Source organism: Sphingomonas sp. BGYR3, from assembly GCF_025153455.1.
Taxonomy (GTDB): Bacteria; Pseudomonadota; Alphaproteobacteria; order Sphingomonadales; family Sphingomonadaceae; genus Sphingomonas.
This window is the reverse complement of sequence record NZ_JANZNT010000001.1, coordinates 2,381,545-2,406,653: the sequence shown is the minus strand read 5'-3', so window position 1 is coordinate 2,406,653 and position 25,109 is coordinate 2,381,545. Positions and strand designations below refer to the sequence as shown.

Genomic DNA, 25,109 nt, shown 5'->3' with positions numbered 1-25,109 from the left:
AAGGCTTGGAACGGGATGGTGCCGGTTGCAGGGATCGAACCCGCGACCTTCGGTTTACAAAACCGCTGCTCTACCATCTGAGCTAAACCGGCGATCCGCCGCGAATGGTGCCCCTGGCCGGACTTGAACCAGCACTCCTTTCGGAACTCGATTTTGAGTCGAGCGCGTCTACCAATTTCACCACAGGGGCCTGTCGCGGGACGCAGGCGCTAACCGATTGCGCCGCGCCCCGCAAGCCATCGGCGTCAGCCAAAGGTGTCTGCGACGTCGTCCACGGCATAAGGATCCTTGGGATCCGGCCCGAACCGGTTCGGCCCCCGCGTTCCTTCCAGCACCATGAAGACAAGGACGATCAGACCGCCGACATAGGGGATGAAGTTCAACAGGACGAACCATCCGCTCCTGTCCTGATCATGAAACCGGCGAACCTGCACGGCGAGGGCCGGGATGAAGATCGCCAGCACGAAAATCCCGAACAGGATCAGGAACAGCCCTGACGCGCCATCGCCCGTCGATCCGAAGATGCCGCCAAATACGGCGAGCAGGATCGTGACGATCAGATAGCCGAGAAAGAACATCCAATATTCCTTGCGGCGCGATCGTCCCTGAAAATCCGCGTATCGCTTCAGCGGCATCAGCATCCATTCCATTCACTCTCTCCCCCAGATACCGCCCCCCCCGGCGCGGCGATAGAAACGTGGCGCAGAGCGGCTCTCGCTGCAAGCGGATCACGTCAGGCACGCGGTGCCTGTCGCCGGTAACTCAGCGCCTCGGCCACATGGACCCGGCCGACCGTTTCCGATCCGGCCAGATCGGCAATGGTGCGGGCCACGCGCAGGACGCGGGTATAGCCGCGCGCGGACAGGCGCATCGCTGCCGCCGCCTTGGCCAGCAGGTCGCGGCCCGCATCGTCGGGCTTTGCATGATCGGTCAGGATATCGCCATCCGCCTCCGCATTGGTGCGCGCGGGATTGTCCGCATAACGCCGCTGCTGGATGGCGCGTGCCGCCGCGACGCGGGCACCGACCTCTGCCGACCCCTCGACCGGCGGCGGCAGGATCAGGTCGGCGGCAGTCACCGGCTGCACCTCGACATGCAGGTCGATCCGGTCAAGCAGCGGACCGGATACCTTGGCCTGATAATCAGCGGCGCAGCGCGGCGCGCGGCTGCACGCCAGCGCCGGATCGCCCAGATGGCCGCAACGGCACGGGTTCATCGCCGCCACCAGCTGCACCCGCGCAGGATAGGTCAGGTGCGCATTGGCCCGCGCGATGCTGACCGTGCCGGTTTCCAGCGGCTGGCGCAGCGAATCGAGGACCGCTCGCTGAAACTCCGGCAGTTCGTCAAGGAACAGGACGCCCAGATGCGCCATGCTGACTTCCCCCGGCCGCGCCTTCAGCCCGCCGCCGACCAGCGCCGCCATTGACGCGCTGTGATGCGGGCTGCGGAAGGGGCGCACCCGCGTCATCCGCCCGCCCTCCAGCGTACCCGCGACGCTGGCGACCATGGAAACCTCCAGCGCCTCGCCCGAATCGAGCGGCGGCAGGATGCCGGGCAGGCACGCCGCCATCAGCGATTTGCCCGCACCAGGCGGCCCGACCATCAACAGATTGTGTCCGCCCGCCGCCGCGATCTCCAGCGCGCGCTTGGCCGTTTCCTGCCCCTTGACCTGATTAAGGTCCGGCCCCCCGCCCTGCGCAACCGCCATGCCCGGTTCCGGCGGCGACAACAGCTGCAGGCCGTTCAGATGGTTGAGCAGGCCGAGCAGGTCGACCGCCGGAACGACGCCGGCCGATCCGGCCCAGGCGGCCTCTGCACCCTGCGCCGCCGGACAGATCAGCGCCTTGCCCTCCGCCGCGGCATGAAGCGCGGCCAGCAGCACGCCGGGCGACGGGGCCACCCGTCCGTCCAGCCCCAGCTCGCCGACGATCACATAATCGCCCAGCGTCTCGGCATCCGCCACGCCCATCGCGGCGAGCAGCGCCATGGCGATGGGCAGGTCGTAATGCGATCCTTCCTTGGGCAGGTCGGCGGGCGACAGATTGACGGTGATGCGCTTGGGCGGCAGCGACAGGCCGATGGCGGCGATCGCGGCGCGCACCCGTTCGCGGCTTTCGGCCACCGCCTTGTCCGCCAGGCCAACGACGACGAAATTGGGCAGGCCGGGGGCCAGCGATACCTGAACCTCGACGCTGCGCGCCTCCAGCCCCAGATAGGCCACTGTCGATACGATCGCGACCAATGGCCAATCCCCCTGCCCCGGTTTTGCAGTAGCTTAGCCGGTTTCGTAATCCTGGCCAGAGGGCCATAGGGGAAAAAAGCGGGGCGGGCGTATTGCACCGGCAATACACAGCGCCCAACTGTGCCAGCATGGCGACATCGCCCTCTGCGTTGACTTTATCGGCAGGCTGGCATAAAGCCGCGCCCAACACGGCCGTCCGAGTGGCGGCCCTTTTTCGTTCTGATTTACCGGGAATGCACAATGAAGCGGACTTTTCAGCCGAGCAATCTGGTGCGGGCGCGCCGTCACGGTTTCCGGGCACGCATGGCGACTCCGGGCGGCCGCAACGTGATCCGTGCGCGCCGCGCGCGCGGCCGCAACAAGCTGTCGGCCTGACCGTCCTTACGCGGCGGGCGGATTTCCTCGCCGCGAATCAGGGCAGGCGCGCACCGACGCGGGGGTTCCTCCTGCTGGTGCGCGACCGGGGTGATGGCGATCCGGGCATGCGGATCGGCTATACCGTATCGAAGAAAGTGGGAAACGCCGTCGTGCGCAATCGCATGAAGCGGCGTTTTCGCGCATTGGCGCGCGAGGTGCTGGCAACGCACGGCATCGCCGGTGCCGACCACGTCCTGATCGGCCGCCATTCGGGGATCGAACATCCCTATGCCGATCTGGTCGCCGACCTGAAAAAGGCGCTGGCCCGCGCCCGGCCCGGGCCGCCCGCTGCGTGAGCCGCCCGTCCCTGCCCGCACAGGCACTGATGGGGCTGGCCCGGCTGTGGCAGCTTGGCCCGTCGCTCATCCTGCCACCCAGCTGTCGCTATTCGCCCTCCTGTTCGGCCTATGCAATCGAGGCGCTTGCCCGCTATGGGGCGCTAAAGGGTGGATGGCTGGCAATGCGGCGTATTGCGCGATGCCATCCATGGGGCGGCCATGGCCATGATCCGGTGCCATAAGCGCCAAGCAGGGACTGACTGGTGAAACAAGAACAGAAGAATTTCCTGATCTTTGCCGTGATCGCGGCGCTGATCCTGTTTGCCTGGGAACCGATCGTCCGCTTCGTCTATCCCAGCGCCGTCACCCGGCCGACCGAGGTGATCGCGGGCGGCGAGCGCGTGGCCAAGCCCGACCCGTCTGCCGACCCTGCCGCGAACACGCCGGGCGCGATTCGCGATCGCAATGCCGTCCTTGCCGAAACGCCGCGCGTCGCCATCGACACGCCGACGCTGAAGGGGTCGATCAACCTGAAGGGCGCGCGGATCGACGACCTTGTGCTGACCCGCTATGATCAGACGGTCGACAAGAACAGCCCGCCCATCCGGCTGTTTTCGCCCTCCGGCACCGAAAAGGCGTATTTCGCCGGCTTTGGCTGGCGCGGCACCGGCCTTGCCGCCCCGGACGCGAACACCGTGTGGCAGGCGAGCGCGCCGACGCTGAAGCCGGGCCAGCCCGTGACGCTCAGCGCGCGCGTGGGCGCTCAGGTCTATCGCATCCAGCTGGCGGTCGACGATGCCTATATGTTCACCGCGACGCAGACGGTGGGCAATGCCGGCGGCCAGCCGGTTCAGGTCGTGCCGTTCAGCTATCTGAGCCGCGCCGAAAAATCCGCCGATGTCGATCAGTGGACGGCCCATGTCGGCGCCATCGCCGCGACCACCGAACAGGCGAACTACATCAATTACGATGCGGTGACGCCCACGGCGACGCGGTTCGAGACGCGCGGCGGCTATGCCGGGTTCACCGATCATTACTGGCTGACTGCCGTCATTCCCGATCCCAAGGTGGCATCGGAACTGCGCCTGATTTCGGCGGGCGAGCGGTCGTTCCAGGTGGATACCGAACCCGCCAGCGCAGCCCAGCTCGCCCCCGGCCAGCAGCTGACGCAGACCAGCCGGCTGTTCGCGGGTGCCAAGGAAGTGAACATCCTGGACCGGTACGAGGAACAGGGCGGGATCCCCCATTTCGGCCGCGCCATCGACTGGGGCTGGTTCGAAATCCTGGAAAAGCCGATCTTCCACTTCCTGCACTGGATTTTCACCAACGTGCATAATTTCGGCGTGGCGATCATCCTGCTGACGCTGACCATCCGCCTGCTGCTGTTCCCGATCGCGCAGAAACAGTTTGCCAGCATGGCGGCGATGCGCGCGGTGCAGCCCAAGATGAAGGCGCTGCAGGAACGGTACAAGGACGACAAGGTCCAGCTGCAGCAAAAGATGATGGAGCTGTACAAGACGGAAAAGGTCAATCCGCTGGCCGGATGCCTGCCGACCCTGATCCAGATTCCGATCCTGTTCGCGCTGTACAAGGTGCTGATCCTGGCGATCGAAATGCGGCACCAGCCGTTTGCGCTGTGGATCAAGGATCTGTCCGCGCCCGATCCGCTGACGCCGGTCAACCTGTTCGGCCTGCTCGATTTCACGCCGCCCGGCTTCCTGGCCATCGGCGTTATTCCGATCCTGCTCGGCATTTCGATGTGGGCGCAGTTCCGCCTGAACCCCGCGCCGATGGACGAGGTGCAGAAACAGGTGTTCGCGATCATGCCGTGGATGCTGATGTTCATGATGGCGCCGTTCGCCGTGGGGCTTCAGATCTACTGGATCACGTCGAACCTGCTGACCATCGCCCAGCAGCAATGGCTGTATTCCCGGCATCCGGCGCTCAAGCAGAAACCGGCATGACGGCGGAGGAGGAAGCGGCGCGGGCAGCGGCGATCGAGAAAGCGCGGCGCATCTTTGCCGGGCCGATCACGTTCCTGAAATCGGCGCCCGCGCTTGAATTCCTGCCCGATGCAACGGTGCCGGAAATCGCCTTTGCCGGCCGGTCGAATGTCGGCAAATCGTCGCTGCTCAACGCGCTGACCGGTCGGACCTCGCTTGCCCGCACGTCGGTGACGCCGGGTCGGACGCAGGAGCTGAACTATTTCGACGTCGGCAATCCGCTGTTCTTCCGGCTGGTCGACATGCCCGGCTATGGCTTTGCCAAGGCGCCAAAGGACATGGTCCGCCGCTGGCGCTATCTGGTGAATGATTTCCTGCGCGGTCGCCCCGTGCTGAAACGCGCACTGGTGCTGATCGATTCGCGGCACGGCATCAAGGACGTGGATACCGAGATGCTGGACATGCTGGACAAGGCAGCGGTCAGCTATCGCATCGTGCTGACCAAGGCGGACAAGGTAAAGGCGACCGACCTGGCCGCCGTCCTTGCCCGCACCGAGGCGGAGGCAAGGAAGCGTCCCGCCGCGCATCCGGAAATCATCCCCACCTCGTCCGAAAAGGGCATGGGCATCCCTGAATTGCGCGCCGCGGTGATTGAGGCTGTGACCGCCTGACCGTCGCTGGCCGGGCGGCTTCGCGCCCCCCGGCCCCGCTCTCCGCCCAACGGCGCGCGGCGGTTGCCCCCCGTCCCCCGCGCGGCTAAGCCCGTGCGATGCTCAAGCTTTACATCGGCAACAAGGCCTATTCCTCCTGGTCCATGCGCGGCTGGCTTGCCTGCAAGCTGTCCGGCCTGCCGTTCGAGGAGGTCGTGGTGCCGCTGTACGACGCCGAATGGGACCAGCGGCGCGAAGGGGACGAGTTCGCGCCGTCGTCGGGCAAGGTGCCGATCCTGTGGGACGGCGATGTCGTCGTGTGGGACAGCCTGGCGATCGTCGAATATCTGAACGAGAAATCGGGCAATGGCCGGTTCTGGCCCGCCGATCCCGCCGCGCGCGCCATGGCGCGGTCGATGGCGGCGGAAATGCACTCCGGCTTTTCGGCGCTGCGCCGCAAGCACAGCATGAATGTCCGCCAGGTCTATCCCCCGCAAAAACCCGATGACGATGTGCTTCAGGATATTCAGCGCATCATGGAACTGTGGGCACAGGCCCGCGCCCGGTTCGGCGGCGATGGCGAATTTCTGTTCGGCGATTTCAGCGCGGCAGACGCGATGTTCGCGCCGGTGGTGACGCGGCTCGTCACCTATTCGCTGCCCGTCGCGCGCTTTGCCCCCGCCTATATGCACGCCGTCCTGACCCATCCGTGGATGCAGGATTGGATCGCCTGCGCCCAGGCCGAGGACTGGGTGATCGAAAAGTTCGAAGGCGTGGTTCAGGGCTGACCTATCGCAGGCGCGGGTCTGGGTAGGGCGTGCCGTCTTTCCGCTGATAGCCGTCGGCCGTGAACGTCATGTCGATGTCGGAATAACTGCCGCCCGCCGTCCGGTCGCCCGCGCCGATGGCAATGAACACGCAATGGGCATCGCTGCGGTTGATCAGGTGATGCCCGTTTTCCTCCCCCGCTGGAAACGCGGCAATGTCGCCGGGCCGCAGCACGGTTTCGCCGTGATCGTCGATCAGCACCGCTTCGCCGGCCAGCATCACGACCAGCTCGTCCTCCCCCCGATGCCAGTGGCGCTGCGACGACCATGCCCCCGGTTTCAGGACGACATGGCTGGCCCCGATATGGGTCAGGCCCGCTACGGGCGCCAGGCGGCGATACCATCGCCCCTCGACCGCAGTATCGAATGGCGGCGGATAACCGGTCGCATTGGTTTGCGGCATGGCATCAAGGTCCAGCTTGGGCATCGGCTTATCCTGCGCTAACGGTGCGGCCATGCTGCCCGATCCCATCGAATTGACCAAGGCGCTGATCGCCGCGCCAAGCATCACTCCGGCCACCGGCACGGTGTTCGATGTGCTGGAGGCGGCCCTGCTGCCGCTTGGATTTGCCGTGGAACGGTTCGTCAGCGGTCACGCACCCGATGGACCGGTGGAAAACCTGCTGGCCGTGCGCGGCACCGGCGGGCGGCATTTCGCCTTTGCCGGGCATCTGGACGTCGTGCCGCCGGGCCAGGGCTGGGCCAGCGATCCGTTCGAGCCGCAGGTGCGCGGCGACCTGTTGCATGGGCGGGGTGCAGTGGACATGAAGGGCGCAATCGCCGCCTTCGTCGCCGCCGCCGGACAGGTACCGGCCGATGCCGGCACGGTCAGCCTGATCATCACCGGGGACGAGGAAGGGCCGGCGGTTTTCGGCACGCGCGCACTGATCGACCGGATGGGCGAGCGCAGCCTGGCCCCCGACGCCATCCTGGTGGGCGAGCCGACCAGCGTCGCCCGGCTGGGCGACATGGTAAAGATCGGGCGGCGCGGCTCCGTCAATATCTGGATCGACGTGCCGGGGCGGCAGGGCCATGTCGCTTATCCGCATCTGGCCGACAATCCGATCCCGCGCCTGATCGCCGCACTGTCGGCAATCGACGCGATCGCGCTGGACGCCGGGACCGACTGGTTTCAGCCGTCGAATATCGAGGTGACGGACATCACCGTCGGCAACCCGGCCACCAATGTGATCCCGGCCGCGGCGTCGGCGCGCCTGTCGATCCGGTTCAACGATCTGCACACCGGCGACGGGCTGGGCGAGCGGATCCGGTCCGTCGTCCATGCCCATGCGCCAGAGGCGATCGTGCGGCCCGTCGTGTCGGGTGAGGCGTTCCTGACCCCGCCGGGCGCGCTGTCCACGCTGGTCGCCGATGTGATCGAGCGGCACCAGGGCATCCGGCCAGAACTGTCGACGACCGGCGGCACGTCCGATGCCCGGTTCCTGTCGCGGATCGCGCCGACCATCGAATTCGGATTGCTGAACGCCACCATGCACAAGCTGGACGAGGCTGTGGCGCTTCAGGATCTGACCGCGCTGACCGCGATCTACGCCGATATCACGCGCGAAGCGCTGGCCGCGGCATCCTGATCGACGGCTGGGCCGCGACCCAGCGCATGAACGTCACCTCGTCCATCGGCGGGGCGATGGCATAGCCCTGCAGCACCTCGCACCCGATGACGCGCAGGACGTCGCGCTGTGCTTCGTCCTCGATCCCCTCTGCCACCGCCGTACAGCCCAGCCCGTGGATCAGGCCGATGACCGCCTGCGCGATGGCCCGCGCCTCGGTGCGGACCGCGACATGCTCCACGATGCTGGTATCCAGCTTCACCCGGTCCACCGGCAACTCGCGCAGACGGGCCAGGTTGGAATAGCCGGTGCCGAAATCGTCGATCGCGACCGTCGCTCCATCCTCGCGCAGCGCGCGGATCGCACTGATCACATCATCGCTGCACGTCATGGCCAGCGTTTCGCTGATTTCCAGTTCCAGCAGGCCGGCCGGCGCGCCCGCCGCCCTCAGCGCGCTGCGCAACCGGCGGAAAAAGGTCGCGTGATCGATCTGTCGCGGGCTGATGTTGACGGCCATCCGCTGCTCGATGCCGATCCGGGCCCAGCGGGCGATCGTTTCCGCCACCTCATCCACCACCCGGTTGCCGATCTTGACGATCAGGCCGGTTTCCTCGGCACAGGCGATGAACTCGGTCGGCAGGCGGACGCCATCGGCATGGCGCCAGCGCAGCAGGGCCTCTGCCCCGACAACGCGGCCATCCTTTGCCGCGATCTGCGGCTGGAAATACAGGCTGAATGCATCGTGTTCGACGGCGTCGCGCAGGTCCCGTTCCAGCTGCATCCGCGTTTCGGCGGCCAGCGCCATTTCGTCGGTATAGAGCGCCACCCGGCTGCGGCCATCGCCCTTCGCCCGGTACATCGCCATGTCGGCGGCCCGCATTAATTCGGCCAGCATCTGGCCGTGACGGGGGCGCAGGGCGACACCAACCGATGCGCCAATCCGCACATCCTGCCCCTCGACATCGAATGGCTGGATCAGTTCGGCATGGATGCCATGGCCGATCCGCAGGGCATCGGCCGCATCGCTGACGACCGGAAAGAACAGGGTGAACTCATCACCGGCCAGCCGGCCGATCAGCGGATGCGCCGCACTTCCGTCGTCCGCCATCCCGGCAAACCGGCCCGCAACGTCGCGCAGCCGCTGTGCCACCATGCTCAGTAGGATGTCGCCCGACGCATGGCCCAGCGTGTCGTTGACGAGTTTGAACCGGTCAAGGTCGATGAAAAACAGCGCCGACGACCCGTCGTCGGACAGCGTTTCCAGCAACCGGTCGCAGGTCCGGCGGAAATGCAGCCGGTTGGGCAGGCCGGTGACCGCATCGAACAGCGCAAGCCGTTCGGCACTGTTCAGGTTGCTGCCCACCTGATCGAACAATTCCCGCATCGTCTGGGCCAGACCCGGTACGGCGCGGTCGATCTGTTCGGGCACCGGCGCGGTCAGGTCGCCATCGGCTGCCTGGCGCAGTCTCTGGATCGCGGTGTCGAGCGCGGCGGCGGTCCCGGCCAGCGTATGTTCGGCGAAGGCCCAGCACATCGCACCACAAATGGTCGCCGCGATCAGCGCACGCCCCGCGCCATCCGGCGTGATGCCAGCACCCGTCGCCACCAGCGCCAGGATGAAAACCAGCGCGCCAGCGCCCAGCGCGAATGCGATCGCGCGAACTCTGAGCGAATGGCCTGTCATCGTCGTCGATGGCTATCCCGGCGGCGGTGCGCCCGAACGGCCCCCGACCAATGCGGAAATATCGTCGGAAAGAGTTAAAAAAACACGACGTTCAGCCAGATTTTCGTTTCTGGATCAGAACTGCTTTCGCTCAGCCTGAACGGTGTATCGTTCCGCGGCGCAGGACGATGTACAGTGCGCCCGCCCCGCCGTGCCGGGGATGAGCGCCCCGCACCGCCGCAATCGCATCGGCATGGCGCGACATGGCCAGCCAGTCGCGGACGGCAGCACGGATGGCGCCGCGCGCATGGGGCCGTTCGGATTCGGGGCGCGGCGGACGGCCGGTGATCAGCAGCAGCACCCGGTCGCCGCGCGCGATGGCGCGGGCCAGTCCGTCGTCCAGCACCCGGTGCGCCTCGGCCAGGCTATGGCCGTGCAGGTCGATGCTGCTGTCGGGCAGCAACTGTCCCCGCGCGATGCGGCGTTCCCATCCGCCGTCCAGCGATCCGTCGATGCTGCGCGGCGGTGGCGCGGGCGGGGCGACCGGGCGGGGCAGCGGCACCCGCCCCTTTGGCGGGCGATGGCTGGCGGGGGCGAAATCGGCAGCGGGCGGCAATGGCGGTGGCGGCGGCGGGACGACGGCGATCCGTGCTGCGCGCAGCGGCCGCACGCTCGCCATCACCTTTGCCCAGAGCGCGGCCTCTGCCGGGTCAAGGCGCCGCATTGCCGCCCCGGACCCGCGCAATCGTGCCGCGCGGCACCAGGATAAAGGCGGTGCCGCGGGCCGACATGCCGCCCGCAATCGCCCGCGCATCGTCGCCCGCGCCCCAGAAGGTATCGAAGCGGTTCGGCCCGCGAATCGCGCCGCCGGTATCCTGTGCAACCCACAATCCTGTGGCATCCGTCCGGTCCATCGACAGGAAGACGGGCGCGCCCAGCGGCACGAATTTGGGATCGGCGGCAACGCTCGCCTGTCCGGTGACCGGCAGGCCCAGCGCGCCAAGCGGACCCGGCCCGGTCAGTTCGCGGAAAAAGACATAGCTCTTGTTCTCGCGCATCAGCGCGCGGCCTTCCTCCGGATGTTCGCGCAGCCATTGCATGATGCCCTGCATCGACGCCTGACCGGGGGCCAGCAGGCCGCGATCCCGCATCAGCGCGCCGATGCCGGTATAGGTGCGGCCGTTCTGCCCGGCATAGCCGATGCGCAGGACGCCGCCATCGGGCAGGCGCAACCGGCCCGATCCCTGAATTTGCAGGAAGAACAGCTCAATGGGATCGGCGGCCCAGCCGATTTCCAGCCCGCGTCCGGCCAGCGCGCCTTCCTCGATCGCGGTGCGGTCGTGATAGGGGACCAGGCTGGTTCCCTGCACCCGGCCCCGGATGGTCTTGCCCTTCAGGTCATCGCTGAAATCGCCCAGCGCAACATCGACCAGATCGGTCGGGCGGGCATAGACCGGGGTCTGGTACGGCCCCTCCTGCCGCCGCGATCCGGCGATTTCCGGCTCGTAATATCCGGTGGCAAATGCCTTGCCGTCCGCCACCTGAACCGTCTCGAACCGCTCGGCAAAGAACCGGCGGGCGTCGCTGGCCCCGGCCGCCGCCGAACAGGCCGGTTGCCAGTCCGCACCGCGGGTCAGGCCGGACGCATCGGTCCGCCGGATCAGCGAGGGGCAGGAAATGCGAAACGCGGCCAGCGCGCGGGCCGCAACGCTCTCACTGATCGGCAGGCTGTCGATCGCCGGGCCGGGGGTCAGGGTGGCCGCAGCGGCGGTGGTGATGCTGGCATCGACCGCTGGCGCGATTGCGGGGGCGATCGGCGTCGCCGCAACCGGCTGACGCGCGGCTGGCTGGCGCGTGGTGGACTGTTCGGGGACCTGCGGGCGAGTGGCCGGACGTGTCCCGGCGGGCGGGCGCGCTGCAGTTGACGGGGTATCGGGGCGAGGGACCAATGTTGCCGCACAGCCGGGCAGCGTCAGCATCGCGGCCATCATCGCCATGGCCGCCAGCGACGCCCGTCCCCCGTTCGTCATGGCGCGCTACACTCCTGCCGGTTCAGGCTTCGTCGGTTTCGCTGAGTTTCCAGTTCGGATCGTCGCTGCGCAGGCGGCGGCTGAACGTCCAGATATCGTGGGTCTGCACGGCGTCGGACAGCGAACCGGCCACCACATTCCCTTCCTTGTCGCGCGTCACCGCGGCGATATCGGCATCGAAGCGAACGGTGATCTCGGCGACGCCCGATTCCACCCGCGCATCGGTGATGACCGCGTTTTCGATGGCGACGACGCGGTTGTCGAGCACATGGCCGGCCGCCTCGCGATCCGCGATCGCTGCATCGAACCCTTCGCGCACATCATCCTCGACCAGCCAGGTCAGCGTTTCGCGGTCGCCCTTCCAGTAGGCGTCGAGGATCATGGAATAGGCGGAGCGCGCACCGGTCAGGAACTGTGCGGCGTCGAACCGTGCATCCGCGTCGATGATCGCCCGCATCCCGCGCTCGGCTTGAGGCTCCATCAACCGCTGCGCCGGCTCGCGCAGATCGGCGGGCTGATCCACCGGCCGCTGCGGCTGTGGCATGGCAACGCGCTCTTCCGCAGGCTTGGGCAGAGGTTGTTCGTGCCCCGTCCGCTTGCCCAGAACCGAATACAGGCGCAGCGCCAGGAAGCCCGCAACCATGGCGAGCAGCACAATGAAAAGGATGGGTCCACCGGTCATGATGCGTCCAACATAGGCAGAAGCGCCGCGGGTTTCAAATGAACCTTGCGCCGATCCGGTTCCCGCGACCGTTGAACTCGGCCGCCGCCCCTGCTAGTCGCGGCGCTCTTGGCCGGGGGAGCGGGATCGCCGGACGGCCTTTTCAGGGACGACAAGGAAAAGTTCGATGGAAATTGAGGACAATGGCGTGGCTGGCGAGCCCGTGGCGAACGGTGCAGACACCGCTCCGTCGGCAAGCGTCATTTCGCAATATGTGAAGGACCTTTCCTTCGAAAATCCGAACGCGCCCGCCATTTATCAAGTTCAGGACGGCCAGCCCAAGCTGGATGTCCAGTTCAACATCGGTGCCGGCCAGCTGGGCGAGGGCGTGCACGAGGTCGTGCTGAAGATCGAGGCGCGGGCCGAAGTCGACGGCCGCGTGATGTATCTGGTCGACCTGTCCTTTGCCGGCCTGTTCGCCCTGCGCAACATCCCCGACGAGCATCTTCAGCCGTTCCTGCTGGGTGAGGCACCCCGCATCCTGTTCCCGTTCGCCCGCCGCGTGCTGGCCGATCAGGTGCGCGACGGCGGATTCCCGCCGCTGCTGCTGGAACCGATCGACTTTGGCGCGCTGTACCTGCAACAGGCAGCGGCCCAGGGCGGTCAGGGCGGAGAAATTGGCGGCGAGTTTCCGACCAGCGGCCAGGCCTGACCGGCCCGTCCGGAGAGCCGCCCGATGGGCCTCGCCAAATCGCTGGGATCCGTCGGCGGCCTGACGCTGGCCAGCCGGGTCCTGGCGCTTGGCCGGGATACGCTTCAGGCGGCTTTCGTGGGCGCGGGCTTTGCCTCGGACGCGTTTCTCGTCGCGTTCCGGTTGCCAAACATGTTTCGCGCCCTGTTCGCCGAAGGCGCGTTTTCGGCCGCCTTCGTCCCGATGTTCAACCGTCAGGTGGCGGAGGGCGGCGGCCGACCCGCCGGGTTGCTGTTCGCCGAACAGGCGCTGGCACTGCTGTTCCCCATCCTGCTGGCCATGACCGCGGTGATGCTGGTCGCCGCATGGCCGCTGACCTGGGTGCTGTCGGGCGGGTTCGATGACCCCAGCCCGGCACAGTTCGCCTATGCGGTCGAGCTGTCGCGGATCACCATTCCCTATCTGATGCTGATCTCGCTCACCTCGCTGCTGGGCGGCATCCTCAATTCGATCGACCGTTACTGGGCCAATGCGGCCGCGCCGATCCTGCTCAACGTGTCGATGGTGTCCGCCTTGGTCTTCTTCCACGGCGCGGACCCGTTTGAAACCGCACGGGTGCAGGCACTGGCGGTCACGGCCGGGGGCGTGCTGCAACTGGGCTGGCTGATCTGGGTATGCCGCGCCTCTGGCGTGTCGCTTCGCCTTCGTCTGCCGACCATCACGCCGCAGATGCGCGAGCTGGGCCGCCTGATCCTGCCCGCAGCGGTCGGTGCGGGTGCGGTGCAGATCAATCTGGTGATCTCGACCGCGCTTGCGGGCAGCCTGCTCGATGCCGGGTCGATCAGCCATATCTATTACGCCAATCGCCTGTCCGACCTGCCGCTCGGCATCATCGGCATCGGGCTGGGCACCATCCTGCTGCCCACCTTGTCGCGTCAGTTGAGCGGCGGCGATCATGCAGAGGCGATGGCGACGCAGAACCGGGGGATCGAGCTTGCCCTGCTGCTCACCCTGCCCGCCGCCGTCGCGCTGGTCGTTGCCGGCGAACCCATTGTGCGGGCGCTGTTCCAGCATGGCGTGTTCGGATCGGACGACACGCGCGCCACCGCGCTGGCGCTGGGCGCATTCTCGCTCGGCCTGCCCGCCTATGTCCTGATCAAGCTGCTGACGCCGGCCTATCACGCACGTCAGGATACGCGCACGCCCATGCGCTATGCGACCATCTCGATCGGGGTGAACATCATCGGCAACCTCGCCCTGATCCCGACGATCGGCCATGTCGGGCCGCCGCTGGCCACCACGCTGGCGGCGCTGGTCAACGTCGTCCTGCTCTATCGCACCCTGCGCAAGCGCGGGGATTTCGAGGCTGATGCCCAGTTGCGCCGCCGCCTGCCCCGGCTGGCGCTGGCGGCGCTGCTGATGGGCGGTGCGCTGTTCTGGCTCGATCGGATCGTCGCCCCCTGGACGACCGGCGAATTGTGGGTGCGCATCGTGGGCATGGCGGCGCTGGTCGCGGCCGGATGCCTGGTTTATGGCATCGCCAGCATCGTCACGGGTGCCTTCAGCCCGACAGAGCTTCGTGCCCTGCTCGCGCGCCGGGGGCGCGCCACCAAACCGACAGAGGATTGATTTTCACACCATGCGCGTCGTTTCCGGCATCCAGCCCACCGGCAATCTCCACCTCGGCAACTATCTGGGCGCCATCAAGCAATGGGTGGCGATGCAGGATCAGGTAGCGTCCGGCGGTGGCCAGTCGCTGTTCTTCCTTGCCGACCTGCACGCCCTGACCGTGCATCAGGAACCGGCGGCGCTGGCCAATGCGACAATCGAGATGGCCGCCGCGCTGATGGCCGCCGGCATCGATCCGGCCAAATCGATCCTGTTCAACCAGGCCCGCGTGCCCGCGCACAGCGAGCTTTGCTGGCTGTTGGGCGGCACCGCGCGCATGGGCTGGCTGAACAAGATGACGCAGTGGAAGGACAAGGCGGGCAAGAACAGCGAGGGCGCAAGCGTCGGCCTGTTCACCTATCCGGTGCTTCAGGCCGCGGATGTGCTGGTTTACAAGGCGACCCATGTGCCGGTGGGCGAGGATCAGAAACAGCATCTGGAACTGGCCCGCAACATCGCCACCAAGTTCAACACCGATTTCGCGGTCGAGCTGTTTCCCCTGCCCGAACCAATGATCGGATCGGCGGCGCCCCGCGTCATGAGCTTGCGCGACGGCAGCGCCAAGATGTCGAAATCCGACCCCTCCGATGCCTCGCGCGTCAACCTGATCGACAGCGACGACGTGATCGCCCAGAAATGCCGCAAGGCGCGCACCGATGCCGAGCCGCTGCCGGGCGAGATGGCGGGGCTTGAGGGCCGGGCAGAGGCAAAGAACCTGGTGACCATCTATGCCGCGCTGGCCGGGCGCGCGCCGACCGATGTGCTGGGCGAATTTGCCGGACAGGGATTTGGCCAGTTCAAGCCCGCGCTGGCCGATCTGATGATCGCGACGCTTGGTCCGATCCGCGACCGGATGACCGCGCTGCTGTCAGACCGGGCAGCGATCGGTGCTGCGCTGGCAGAAGGGGCCGCCCGCGCAAACGCGCTTGCCGCGCCAACCCTGCGCGAGGCGCAGGACGCCATGGGTCTTCAGGTCTAGCATCGGGTGGCAAAGGGGGGTCGCACCCCCTTTCGGTCAAACCGCCAGCTTTAGCGGGACGGGGTCCGTCACCGGCCGCGGCTGATCGGGCCAGATGCCGCGCGTGTCATACACGATCTTGCCGCGCCGTTCGTCCAGCGGGACGGATTTGAACACGTCGTGATCGACCAGCACGATGAAGATCGGACAGCTTTCGATCGCCTCGTCCACATCGATCAGGGTCGCGCCCGTGCCGTCGAATGCGCGGGGCAGTTCGGTCGCATAAGGCTCGACGATGCGCACGCGGCTGCCATGGTGACGGGCCAGTTCCGATGCGACCTTCAGCGCCGGGCTTTCCCGGAAATCGTCGATGTTCGCCTTGAACGCCAGGCCCAGACAGGCGACCGGCGCACCGGGCAGGGACGCGATCACATCGTTTGCCTGTGCAATGGTGTATTCCGTCTTGCCATCGTTCACCTGCCGCGCGGTGCGGATCATCCGCGCGTTTTCGGGGTCGGAATGGACGATGAACCACGGATCCACCGCGATGCAATGGCCGCCGACGCCGGGGCCGGGCGACAGGATGTTGACCCGCGGATGGCGGTTGGCCAGCCGGATCACCTCCCACACATCAATGCCCAGCCTGTCCGTGATCAGCGACAATTCGTTGGCAAACGCGATGTTGACGTCGCGGAACGCATTTTCGGTCAGCTTGGTCATCTCTGCCGCCCGCGCGGTCGTGGTCACGCACGCACCGCGCACGAACCGGCGATAGAATTGCAGCGCCTTGCGCGCGCAGCGGGGCGTGATGCCGCCGATCACCCGGTCATTGTCGATCAGTTCGACCAGGATGCGGCCGGGCAGCACGCGTTCGGGGCAATAGGCGATGGCAACATCCGGCGTGCCCATGCAATGCCCCGGCACCTTCAGATCGGGGCGCAGCCCGGAAAGCAGCTTTGCCACCTCCTCCGTCGTGCCCACGGGCGATGTGGATTCGAGGATGACCGTGTCGCCGGTTTTCAGCACCGCGGCGACATTGGTCGCGGCCTGCAGGACATACCCGATATCGGGGGCGTGATCCTCGTTGAACGGCGTCGGCACCGCGATGACGAACACGTCGGACGGCTCCACCTGCATCGACGCGCGAAGCAGGCCGCGCGCAACGACGCCCGATACCAGGCCGTCCAGGTCGATTTCCTCGATATGCACCCTGCCCGAATTGACGGTGTCCACGACCGACTGATGCACGTCCACGCCAAGGACGCGGGCCCCGGACCGGGCGATCACCGCTGCGGTGGGCAGGCCGATATAGCCCAGCCCCAGAACGCAGACGTTCAGGTCATTGTCCGAACCCATGGGCAATCGTCTCCGCAATCCGTGCCGAGGCATGGCCGTCGCCAAACGGATTGTGGGCGCGCGCCATGGCCTGATAGGCATGGCTATCGTCCAGAAGGGTTGAGATTTCGGAAACGATCCGGTCGGCATTGGGGCCAACCAGTCTTGCGGTGCCCGCCTCCACCCCCTCCGGCCGCTCGGTCGTCTCGCGCATCACCAGCACGGGCTTGCCCAGCGCGGGCGCTTCTTCCTGAACGCCGCCGCTGTCGGTCAGGACGATGTGCGCCATCCCCAGCGCCCGGATGAAATGCGGATAATCCAGCGGATCGATGCGCGCGACATTGGGCCGTTCGCCCAGCATCGCGTTCATCACGCTGACGACATTGGGATTGGGATGGACGGGAAACAGCACGGCCGTGTCGGGCCGATCGGCAATCCGGCCGATGGCGGCGGCAATCTGGGCCATGCCGTCGCCAAAGTTTTCGCGCCGATGGGTGGTGACCAGCACCAGCCGCTTGTCGGCAAAGCGCGCCTCGATTGCATCAAGGCCAGCGGCCAGGCCCGGATCAGCCGCTATCCGGTCGCGCGTCGCGTGCAGCGCGTCGATCACCGTGTTGCCGGTGACATGGATCGTCGCGGGATCGATATTTTCCCGGCGCAGCGCCGCTGCCGCCGTTTCGGTGGGCGCGAAATGCAGGTCCGCGATCGGCGCGACGATGCGGCGGTTCACTTCCTCTGGCCAGGGTTGCCAGATATCGCCCGACCGCAGGCCAGCCTCGACATGAGCTACCGGCACCTTGCGGTAATAGGCGGCAAGCGCGCCGACCATCGCGGTGGCGGTATCGCCCTGCACCACGACCCGGTCGGGCCGCTCGGCATCCATCACCTCCCCCAGCCCGGTCAGCAGCCGCGCGGTCAGCCGGTCCAGCGTCTGGCCCGGCTCCATCAGGTCAAGGTCGATATCGGGCACCAGCCCGGCAATCGCCATCACCTGATCCAGCAGGCCGCGATGCTGCGCCGTGATGCACGTGCGCACGTCCATCCCGCCCTGCGCGCGCAGCGCATGGACGACCGGAAACATCTTGATGGCTTCCGGACGGGTGCCAAAGATGACGAGGATTTTGGGCTGGGTCATGGCCCGCGGGATTAGCGGCACAAGGTTAAATGCCCGCTAAGCCCCCCCGGGTCAGTCGACGCCGACCAGTTCGACGTCAAAGATCAGGTCAGCGCCCGGCGGGATCACACCGCCCGCGCCGCGCACGCCATAGCCATCGACGGCCGGGATCACCAGCGTGCGCTTGCCGCCCACCTTCATGCCGTTGATGCCCAGGTCCCAGCCACGGATCACGCGGCCGGTGCCCAGCGGAAAGGCAATCGGCTCGCCGCGGTCCAGGGAGCTGTCGAACTTCTTGCCGCGCGCGCCGTCGGTCAGCAGCCATCCGGTATAATGCACGCGAACCATGCGCCCGGGCTGTGCCTCCGCCCCGGTGCCGATTTCGGATTCGATGATCCGGGTGGCCTCGCCGGCCTGTATGGGTGCGGTATCGGACACGGGCTTATCCTTGCTGGGGGAAACGAGCGCGATCAGCGCGGAGAGGAATGCGAATGCCATGCCCGCGCCATAGGCCGGACCCGACATATGGCGCAATGCCGGTCAGACAAGGACCAGCCGATCGTCGCCCAGGGCGAGCAACAGCCCGACCATGCCTCCGCCCTCGATCCGGGGATCCAGCGTGGACAGATCGATGCCCGCCTCGGCCAGGCCGGTCTGACAGGCGATGACCGCGACGCCGCCGTCCATCGCCTCAACCAGCATGGCATCGGACAGCCGCATCACGGCCATCCGATGGGCATAGAGCCGCACGGTACCGCCAATCGCCGCCTCTGCCGCTGCAACCGCGACGGCTGCGTCGAACCGCTGGGGGTCGTCCCCCGCAACGATCAGGGTCAGGCCGCGCCGCATGACGGGCACCCCGGATCCTTGGGCAGCGACAGCGTGCGAAAGCGGAAATCCAGCGCATCGGCGATCAGCAGCTTTCCGGCCGGATCGGTGCCGAACGGCGCGATCTGCCGCACCGCCTCGATCGCCGCCATGCTGCCCATCACGCCGGTCATCGCGCCCAGCACGCCCTGATCGGCACAGCTGACGTCCGGCCGGTCGGGATCGCCACCCACCCAGCACCGGTAACAGGGCTTGTCCGCCTCCCACCCCCGAAACACGGCCAGCTGGCCGTCGAATTGCCCCACAGCGGCGGAAACCAGCGGGACATGGTGGCGCAGACATGCATCGGCGACCAGCAAGCGCGTGGCGAAACTGTCGGTGCCGTCGATGACGACCGTCATGCCCTCAACCGCATCGATGCTGGCCGCATCCATGCGGCGCACCATCGCCTCCACCGTAATTTCGGGATTGATCGCCAATGCCCGATCCCGCGCGGCCTCCGCCTTTGGCTGGCCGATATCGGCGGTGGCAAAGATCGTCTGGCGCTGCAGGTTGGACAGATCGACCCGGTCGTCATCGACGATGACGATGCGCCCGACGCCGGCTGCGGCCAGGTACTGGATGACCGGCGATCCGATCCCGCCCGCGCCGATCACCATGACCCGCGCCGCCTTCAGCGCGGCCTGCCCCGCCCCGCCAATCTCGCGAAGGATCAGATGGCGGGCATAACGCTGAAGCTCGGCATCGGACAGGCTCATGCCGCCCAGTCGAAGGTGATGCTGGCCCGGTACCAGCCGGGTGCGCCCTGGGCCCGCGGCAACAGGTTGTTGCGCGCGGCGCTGGCGACGATGCCGGCCGCATATTGTTCGACCGTCGCGCATTTGATCGCGCGCGGAATGGTGGCGCGGACATTGCCCTCGTCATCCAGCAGCACGGCGACATCGGCGCGCACCATCCGGCGACCCAACAGGATTGGGGCCTGCGGACAGCGGCCGGACTGAATCTCGCCCGCGACATAACTGGTCATATCCGGGGTGACCGGCGGCACGGTGCGATAGGGCAGCGGCGGCAGCGCATCCCAGTCGATCGGCAGGGTCAGCCCCTGGGCCTGTGCGGCAAGGGCCGCGGCGGACAGCAGACGGATCATCCCTGCACCCCCGTCGATCCAAAGCCGCCGGTGCCGCGCGCCGTGTCGTCAAGGCTGGCGACTTCGTCGAACGCCGCGCGCTGAACCGGAGCGGCCACCAGCTGAGCGATCCGGTCGCCGCGGGCAATGGCAAAGGGCTGATCGCCAAGATTGGCAAGGATCACCTTTACCTCGCCGCGATAATCGCTGTCGATCGTGCCGGGCGTGTTGAGGCAGGTCACGCCATGCTTCAACGCCAGGCCCGACCGGGGACGCACCTGAACCTCGAACCCGTCCGGAATGGCGATGGCCAGTCCGGTCGCCACGGCATGGCGCGCGCCCGGGGCCAGCATCACATCCTCGGCCGACACGATGTCCATGCCCGCTGCACCTTCCGTCGCATAGGCGGGCAGCGGCAGGCCGTGGCCGTGCGGCAGGCGCATCAGCGCAATGCGAATGACGCCGCTCGTCACTTTGCATCCCTCGGCAGCCGGGCGGCCATCCGCTGCGTCGCTTCCAGTACCTGCGGGTCATCGATCAGCGATCCGGTGCGCCCCGGCAGGATGCGCAGGTCCGTGTTGATCCCCCGAAGCGCCAGCGCCTCGGCATAGGAACGGGAAAAGCGCGGCGGCAGTTCCTTGTCATCGGCCCCGGTCACGATAGCGGCCATCATGTCCGGCGGCACGCCGCCTGCGGTCAGCAGGGGATCGAGCGCCTCAACGGGCTTGTCCCATCCCTTGCCCGGCGACTGGCGCGCGCGCAGCTTGCGCCATTCGGGCAGGGTGCACGGACAGCTGATCAGCACCATGCCGTCCAGCAATTGCGGACGGGTGCCGGCCAGATTGGCGATGATCGCCGCGCCGCCGCCCGAACCGATCAGCACGGTTTCGGCATTGGGATACCGGCTGCGGATCGCGCCGATGGTGTCGGCGACCGCCATCATCGCCTCGGTCGATGCCTGATCGCCATTTTCCGCCGGGACGTCACCCGGGCTGCGATGGCCGCTGGCATCGCCATAGCCCGGACGCAGCAGATGGACGACCGCGCTTTTCGGAACGGACGCGCCCAGTTTGCGGATAAAGCCATCCTCATCCCCGCGATTGGCGGGCGGGCCATCGCCGTTCAGCATGATGAACAGCGTCTCGACGGAGCGGCTGCGCTTCGGTCCGATCAGTTGTTGATACAGCGCCATGCCCTGTGGACCGTCCATCGGCGGCAGGCTGGCAGCGCATCCGGCCAGGACGAGCAGCGCCGCCATCGGCACCGCGCCGGCCAGCCATCGTGTCATTCGGTCAAATCGCATCCGCAATCCGTTCCACCAGCCGCTCGGCCACGGCCTCCTTTGTCATCCGTTCCCACGTCTCGACCCCCGTATCGCGGACGAGATGGACCAGATTGTGACCGCCGCCCATCACATCGCCCGACACGTCGTTGGCAATGATCCAGTCCGCCCCCTTGCGCAGCCGCTTGGCGACCGCATGGTCGATCACCCGTTCGGTTTCCGCGGCAAATCCGACGACCAGCGCCGGCCGACGCTCTCCGCCCGCAACGGTTGCCAGTATATCGGGATTTTCGTTCAGCGTCAGCCGCGGCGGATCGCCGCCTTGTTTCTTGATCTTCTGTCCGGCCGCGGCCACGCGCCAATCGGCGACAGCGGCGACCATGATCGCGACGTCGGCGGGCAGTGCGGCATCGACCGCAGCGGCCATTTCGACTGCCGTTTCGACGTCCACGCGGTCAACGCCGGGCGGCGTCGCAAGCTGGACCGGACCGGCGATCAGCGTCACCCGCGCACCGGCGCGCGCTGCTGCCGCTGCGATGGCAAAGCCCTGTTTGCCGGACGAGCGATTGGCGATGTACCGCACCGGATCGATGGGTTCATGCGTCGGACCAGCGGTGATCAGCAGATGCCGCCCGGACAGCCGCCCGGCGGCCTGCCCCTCACCCCCCAGCGCGGTCTGGATCGCGGCAAGGATCGCGGCGGGTTCCGGCAACCGGCCCGGGCCATGTTCGCCGCACGCCATCGGCCCCTCGTCCGGCTCCATCACGGTCACGCCGTCCGCCCGCAGCTGGGCGACATTCCGGCGCGTGGCGGCGTGCTGCCACATCCGCACGTTCATGGCGGGGACCGCCAGCACCGGCTTGTCCGTCGCCAGCAACAGCGTGGTGGCCAGGTCGTTGGCCAGCCCGCCGGCCATGCGTGCGACCAGATCGGCGGTGGCGGGCGCGACGACGACCAGATCGGCCTGACGGCTGAGCTGGATATGGCCCATCTCCGCCTCGTCCTTCAGATCCCACAGGCTGGTATGGACGGGCTGTTCGGACAGCGCGGCCAATGTCATCGGCGTCACGAACTGCGCCCCGCCATCCGTCAGGACGCAGCGGGCAGCCATGCCAGCTCCGCGGATCAGGCGGATCAGCTCGCACGCCTTATAGGCCGCAATGCCGCCGCCAACGATCAGCAGGATGCGCTTCATGCCGCCGACTTCTGCACGCGTGGGGTCTGTCTGTCGAGCAGCGCAAGCGTCAGGTCCCGCAGCGCATCGGGCACGAAGATCAGACCGGGCAGCACCAGCGGCGCGACCAGCAGGCCCCAGTAAAAGGTATCGAGCCGCCCGAACAGCGCCAGCAACAGGCCATAGGCGGCCAGCGTGCCCAGCGTCCGCGCCGCCATGGCGCTGCGCCAGCTTGCCCAGCCGAACAGGGCAAGGGCAACGACCGGCGCGGCCAGCCAGACCGGCGCCAGCGTGAGCGCGGTCGAAATGCCCATCGTGCGGAAAAAATGGCCCGGCCCCAGCATCCCCGACCATCCGGGCGAAACCGGGTCCAGCGGCGTAACGACCATCGACACCGCATGGGCATGAGCCGCGACAACTGCGCCCAGCACCGCGACCGCACCCACCCATGCCGCAGCCTCTCGCCAGCGCCGCTCGGAAATCGCGGTCAGGAACATGATCAGGGCGAAGAGGGCGCTGGTTTCGCGGATCAGCATGGCCATCAGCGTGATGGACACGGTCAGCAGCACCCGGTCGGGCCGGTACATCGCCAGCGCCAGCGCGATCAGCAGCCCGGCCCAGATTTCGTGGAATGGCGCAAGGTCGAGCTGAACGAACGCCATCAGCCCGCCGAACAGGAGCACGATCAGGGCAATTCGCGGCGCCATCCGGGTCAGGCTGGGCCACAGCCGCGCCGCCCAGGCGGCCAGCACGCCCGCGACCAGGCTGAGCTGAACGCCCCAGACCAGCCAGTCGGGCACTGCTGCCTGCAACCGCGCCAGCGTCGGCAGGCGAAAGGTGATGAAGGGCCGCAACGGATAATTGCCCGCGCGCAGCGCACGCGCCGCCACCGGGTAATAGTCATCCCCGCCGCGCAGCCCCGCGACAATGGTTTCATAAAGGACGACATCCGCCTGCGCCTCCACCCGGCCGCTGGCGTCGCGGGCGGCGGGCGGCGGTGCGGGCACCAGCAGCGCGGTGAACGACAGCGCCAGCACCAGCGCCAGCAGGGCGGCGGCAATCATCGCGCCGCGCCGATCGATCCCGGCCAGCCGCCGGTTTCCGGCAAGCCAGAAGCCGGTCATTGCACCGCGAACATTGCCAGCGCGCCCAGCGCCCCGCCGGCCAGTGCGATGACGGCATAGCGCCACCCGCCGCCCACGCGGACCAGCTGAATCTCGCGCAGCGGCGGCGATGGCGGGGCCCCTCCGGGGGCAGGAAAATGCAGCTCGATATTGCGGACCAGCTGGGGCAGCCGCGCCAGGGTGCGCAGGTCCTCGATCAACCGGTCGGCGACATAGGTTTCCGGGCCAAGTTCGGTCCGGATCCATTCGCGCACGAACGGTGCGGCCGATTCCCACAGGTTGACGTCGGGATCCAGGCTGGTCGCCACCCCTTCCACCATCACCATCGTCTTTTGCAGCAGCAACAGGTGCGGCTGCGTCTGCATGTCGAAATCGCGGGTGATGTTGAACAGGCTGTCCAGCATCATGCCGATCGACATTTCCTTGACCGGCAGGCCGCGCATGGGTTCGCCCACCGCGCGCAGGGCCGTGGCGAACTCCTCGACATTGTGATGCGGCGGCACATAGCCTGCCTCGAAATGAATTTCGGCCACGCGGCGGTAATTGCCGGTGATCAGGCCATAGAGGATTTCGGCCAGCCAGACGCGGGCGCGCCGGTCGATGCGCCCCATGATGCCGAAATCGATGGCGGCGATGCGGCCGTCGGGCAGGGCGAACAGATTGCCCTGATGCATGTCGGCGTGAAAGAAGCCTTCCGAAATCGCCTGCCGCAGGAACGCGCGGACCAGCTTGACCGCCAGTCCCGGCAGATCGTGCCCCGCCGCGATCAGCGCCTCCCGGTTCGACAGCTTGATGCCGTCGATCCATTCCAGCGTCATCACCTTGCCCGTGCTGCGCTGCCAGTCGATTTTCGGCACTACGAAATCGGGTTCGGCGCGCATCGTTTCGGCCAGTTCGCTGGCGGATGCGGCCTCGCGCCGCAGGTCCAGCTCGCGCAGCGTCCAGCGCTTGAACGTGTCGATCACCAGCCGGGGGCGCAGCCGCTGCGCCTCGCCGCCCATGGCCTCGACCTGCGCGGCGGCCCATTCATAGGTGTCGATGGCGGACAGAAACTCGGTTTCGACGCCGGGACGCAGCACCTTGACCGCGACATGCCGGCCATCTGTCGTCACGGCGCGATGGACCTGTGCGATCGAGGCGGCTCCCACCGGCACCGGGTCGATGCTGGCGAACAGATCCTCAAGCGGCCGGCCAAAGCCCTTTTCCATGGCGGCGCGGATCGGTTCGAACGGCAATGGAGGCAGCCGGTCCTGAAGGCGCATCAGGTCGTGCGCCGCCGCTTCTCCGACCAGATCGGGGCGGGTCGCCAGCGTCTGGCCCAGCTTGATCGCTGCAGGGCCGATCGCCTCGAACGCATCGGCATAGGCCGGTTCGGCCGGCACGCGCGCGCCGAACCGTGCGAGCCGCGCCACGCGCTTGACCGCCACGGGCGCATTGGGATCCCGCTCGATCCCGCGCAGCGCGCCGTGCCGGGCAAGCGTGCGGCCCCATTTCAGCAGGCGCCACAGATGAACGACAGGTGCGGTCATG

The 25,109-nt window shown here is 67.3% G+C and carries 28 protein-coding genes and 2 tRNA genes; 10 read left to right on the top strand and 20 right to left on the bottom strand.

Going from position 1 to position 25,109, the window contains the following annotated elements; translation table 11 throughout:
* Positions 1-16: 16 nt before the first annotated feature.
* The 4 genes from NYR55_RS11405 to NYR55_RS11390 form a co-directional block, all read right to left on the bottom strand.
* Positions 17-92: transfer RNA gene (locus NYR55_RS11405), tRNA-Thr, on the bottom strand.
* A gap of 13 nt (positions 93-105) precedes the next feature.
* Positions 106-190: transfer RNA gene (locus NYR55_RS11400), tRNA-Leu, on the bottom strand.
* Between the two features lie 55 nt (positions 191-245).
* On the bottom strand, positions 246-650 hold the full coding sequence (locus NYR55_RS11395; protein WP_260021425.1) for a DUF805 domain-containing protein: 405 nt from the start codon (positions 648-650) through the stop codon (positions 246-248).
* An 83-nt stretch (positions 651-733) separates the two neighbouring features.
* Positions 734-2,242: a YifB family Mg chelatase-like AAA ATPase gene (locus NYR55_RS11390; RefSeq protein ID WP_260021424.1), complete on the bottom strand. Its 1,509-nt coding sequence runs from the start codon at positions 2,240-2,242 to the stop codon at positions 734-736.
* 240 nt (positions 2,243-2,482) lie between these two features.
* Between NYR55_RS11390 and rpmH the strand changes: the two genes are divergently transcribed.
* The 6 genes from rpmH (at position 2,483) to NYR55_RS11360 (ending at position 6,318) form a co-directional block, all read left to right on the top strand.
* Positions 2,483-2,617 (top strand): 50S ribosomal protein L34, encoded by a 135-nt coding sequence (rpmH, locus tag NYR55_RS11385; protein WP_044332822.1) that lies wholly within the window; start codon positions 2,483-2,485, stop codon positions 2,615-2,617.
* Entirely contained in the window at positions 2,614-2,955 is a 342-nt protein-coding gene (gene rnpA, locus NYR55_RS11380; RefSeq protein ID WP_260021653.1) for a ribonuclease P protein component, read from the top strand. Before rpmH ends, rnpA begins: the two co-directional genes overlap by 4 nt.
* An 11-nt stretch (positions 2,956-2,966) precedes the next feature.
* Positions 2,967-3,179 (top strand): membrane protein insertion efficiency factor YidD, encoded by a 213-nt coding sequence (gene yidD, locus NYR55_RS11375; RefSeq protein WP_260021652.1) that lies wholly within the window; start codon positions 2,967-2,969, stop codon positions 3,177-3,179.
* Positions 3,180-3,200: 21 nt separating this feature from the next.
* The gene (yidC, locus tag NYR55_RS11370; RefSeq protein WP_260021423.1) at positions 3,201-4,901 is read left to right on the top strand and encodes a membrane protein insertase YidC; all 1,701 of its coding nucleotides are present in this window, start codon (positions 3,201-3,203) and stop codon (positions 4,899-4,901) included.
* The gene (yihA, locus tag NYR55_RS11365; protein WP_260021651.1) at positions 4,898-5,551 is read left to right on the top strand and encodes a ribosome biogenesis GTP-binding protein YihA/YsxC; all 654 of its coding nucleotides are present in this window, start codon (positions 4,898-4,900) and stop codon (positions 5,549-5,551) included. The genes yidC and yihA overlap by 4 nt, the downstream gene beginning before the upstream one ends.
* Positions 5,552-5,649: 98 nt before the next feature.
* Complete coding sequence (locus NYR55_RS11360) at positions 5,650-6,318, top strand: glutathione S-transferase family protein (protein ID WP_260021422.1); 669 nt, start codon at positions 5,650-5,652, stop codon at positions 6,316-6,318.
* A gap of 1 nt (position 6,319) precedes the next feature.
* Here the strand turns inward: NYR55_RS11360 and NYR55_RS11355 are convergent, their stop codons facing one another.
* Complete coding sequence (locus NYR55_RS11355) at positions 6,320-6,784, bottom strand: cupin domain-containing protein (RefSeq protein WP_260021421.1); 465 nt, start codon at positions 6,782-6,784, stop codon at positions 6,320-6,322.
* A gap of 28 nt (positions 6,785-6,812) precedes the next feature.
* Between NYR55_RS11355 and dapE the strand changes: the two genes are divergently transcribed.
* Positions 6,813-7,946, top strand: coding sequence for a succinyl-diaminopimelate desuccinylase (dapE, locus tag NYR55_RS11350; RefSeq protein WP_260021420.1), 1,134 nt, complete (start codon positions 6,813-6,815; stop codon positions 7,944-7,946).
* Here the strand turns inward: dapE and NYR55_RS11345 are convergent.
* The 4 genes from NYR55_RS11345 to NYR55_RS11330 all read right to left on the bottom strand — a co-directional run bounded on the left by NYR55_RS11345 (position 7,915) and on the right by NYR55_RS11330 (position 12,285).
* Positions 7,915-9,609, bottom strand: coding sequence for a bifunctional diguanylate cyclase/phosphodiesterase (locus NYR55_RS11345; protein WP_260021418.1), 1,695 nt, complete (start codon positions 9,607-9,609; stop codon positions 7,915-7,917). The genes dapE and NYR55_RS11345 overlap by 32 nt on opposite strands.
* 130 nt (positions 9,610-9,739) lie before the next feature.
* Positions 9,740-10,312, bottom strand: a complete 573-nt coding sequence (locus tag NYR55_RS11340) for a Smr/MutS family protein (protein WP_260021416.1) — start codon at positions 10,310-10,312, stop codon at positions 9,740-9,742.
* Positions 10,299-11,618 carry a murein transglycosylase A gene (locus NYR55_RS11335; protein WP_260021415.1) on the bottom strand — a complete coding sequence of 440 codons (1,320 nt, stop codon included), beginning with the start codon at positions 11,616-11,618 and terminating at the stop codon, positions 10,299-10,301. The genes NYR55_RS11340 and NYR55_RS11335 overlap by 14 nt, the downstream gene beginning before the upstream one ends.
* Before the next feature lie 22 nt (positions 11,619-11,640).
* Entirely contained in the window at positions 11,641-12,285 is a 645-nt protein-coding gene (locus NYR55_RS11330) for a Tim44/TimA family putative adaptor protein (protein WP_260021650.1), read from the bottom strand.
* A 181-nt stretch (positions 12,286-12,466) separates the two neighbouring features.
* Here NYR55_RS11330 and secB point away from each other — a divergent pair, with 181 nt between their 5' ends.
* From secB to trpS, 3 genes are read left to right on the top strand one after another with little or no spacing between them, the layout of a single operon-like run.
* Complete coding sequence (gene secB, locus NYR55_RS11325; RefSeq protein WP_260021414.1) at positions 12,467-12,991, top strand: protein-export chaperone SecB; 525 nt, start codon at positions 12,467-12,469, stop codon at positions 12,989-12,991.
* Between the two features lie 24 nt (positions 12,992-13,015).
* Positions 13,016-14,599, top strand: a complete 1,584-nt coding sequence (gene murJ, locus NYR55_RS11320) for a murein biosynthesis integral membrane protein MurJ (protein ID WP_260021413.1) — start codon at positions 13,016-13,018, stop codon at positions 14,597-14,599.
* Between the two features lie 10 nt (positions 14,600-14,609).
* A complete protein-coding gene (trpS, locus tag NYR55_RS11315) occupies positions 14,610-15,617 on the top strand; it encodes a tryptophan--tRNA ligase (RefSeq protein WP_260021412.1) in 1,008 nt (335 codons plus the stop codon).
* Between the two features lie 36 nt (positions 15,618-15,653).
* On the opposite strand, the gene wecC is transcribed toward trpS, so the two are convergent.
* From wecC to ubiB, 11 genes are read right to left on the bottom strand one after another with little or no spacing between them, the layout of a single operon-like run.
* A complete protein-coding gene (wecC, locus tag NYR55_RS11310; RefSeq protein ID WP_260021649.1) occupies positions 15,654-16,952 on the bottom strand; it encodes a UDP-N-acetyl-D-mannosamine dehydrogenase in 1,299 nt (432 codons plus the stop codon).
* Positions 16,936-18,066 carry a UDP-N-acetylglucosamine 2-epimerase (non-hydrolyzing) gene (wecB, locus tag NYR55_RS11305; RefSeq protein ID WP_260021411.1) on the bottom strand — a complete coding sequence of 377 codons (1,131 nt, stop codon included), beginning with the start codon at positions 18,064-18,066 and terminating at the stop codon, positions 16,936-16,938. The genes wecC and wecB overlap by 17 nt, the downstream gene beginning before the upstream one ends.
* 51 nt (positions 18,067-18,117) lie before the next feature.
* The gene (locus NYR55_RS11300) at positions 18,118-18,543 is read right to left on the bottom strand and encodes an FKBP-type peptidyl-prolyl cis-trans isomerase (RefSeq protein WP_260021410.1); all 426 of its coding nucleotides are present in this window, start codon (positions 18,541-18,543) and stop codon (positions 18,118-18,120) included.
* Positions 18,544-18,585: 42 nt separating this feature from the next.
* Complete coding sequence (locus NYR55_RS11295) at positions 18,586-18,894, bottom strand: hypothetical protein (RefSeq protein WP_260021409.1); 309 nt, start codon at positions 18,892-18,894, stop codon at positions 18,586-18,588.
* On the bottom strand, positions 18,879-19,631 hold the full coding sequence (locus NYR55_RS11290; RefSeq protein WP_260021408.1) for a HesA/MoeB/ThiF family protein: 753 nt from the start codon (positions 19,629-19,631) through the stop codon (positions 18,879-18,881). The genes NYR55_RS11295 and NYR55_RS11290 overlap by 16 nt, the downstream gene beginning before the upstream one ends.
* Positions 19,628-20,020: a hypothetical protein gene (locus NYR55_RS11285; RefSeq protein ID WP_260021407.1), complete on the bottom strand. Its 393-nt coding sequence runs from the start codon at positions 20,018-20,020 to the stop codon at positions 19,628-19,630. The genes NYR55_RS11290 and NYR55_RS11285 overlap by 4 nt, the downstream gene beginning before the upstream one ends.
* Positions 20,017-20,472, bottom strand: coding sequence for a dUTP diphosphatase (gene dut, locus NYR55_RS11280; protein WP_260021406.1), 456 nt, complete (start codon positions 20,470-20,472; stop codon positions 20,017-20,019). The genes NYR55_RS11285 and dut overlap by 4 nt, the downstream gene beginning before the upstream one ends.
* Positions 20,469-21,302, bottom strand: coding sequence for an alpha/beta hydrolase (locus tag NYR55_RS11275; RefSeq protein ID WP_260021405.1), 834 nt, complete (start codon positions 21,300-21,302; stop codon positions 20,469-20,471). The genes dut and NYR55_RS11275 overlap by 4 nt, the downstream gene beginning before the upstream one ends.
* A complete protein-coding gene (gene coaBC / locus NYR55_RS11270; RefSeq protein WP_260021403.1) occupies positions 21,292-22,476 on the bottom strand; it encodes a bifunctional phosphopantothenoylcysteine decarboxylase/phosphopantothenate--cysteine ligase CoaBC in 1,185 nt (394 codons plus the stop codon). Before coaBC ends, NYR55_RS11275 begins: the two co-directional genes overlap by 11 nt.
* Positions 22,473-23,579, bottom strand: coding sequence for a hypothetical protein (locus NYR55_RS11265; RefSeq protein WP_260021401.1), 1,107 nt, complete (start codon positions 23,577-23,579; stop codon positions 22,473-22,475). The genes coaBC and NYR55_RS11265 overlap by 4 nt, the downstream gene beginning before the upstream one ends.
* The gene (ubiB, locus tag NYR55_RS11260) at positions 23,576-25,108 is read right to left on the bottom strand and encodes a 2-polyprenylphenol 6-hydroxylase (protein WP_260021400.1); all 1,533 of its coding nucleotides are present in this window, start codon (positions 25,106-25,108) and stop codon (positions 23,576-23,578) included. The genes NYR55_RS11265 and ubiB overlap by 4 nt, the downstream gene beginning before the upstream one ends.
* Position 25,109 lies beyond the last annotated feature (1 nt).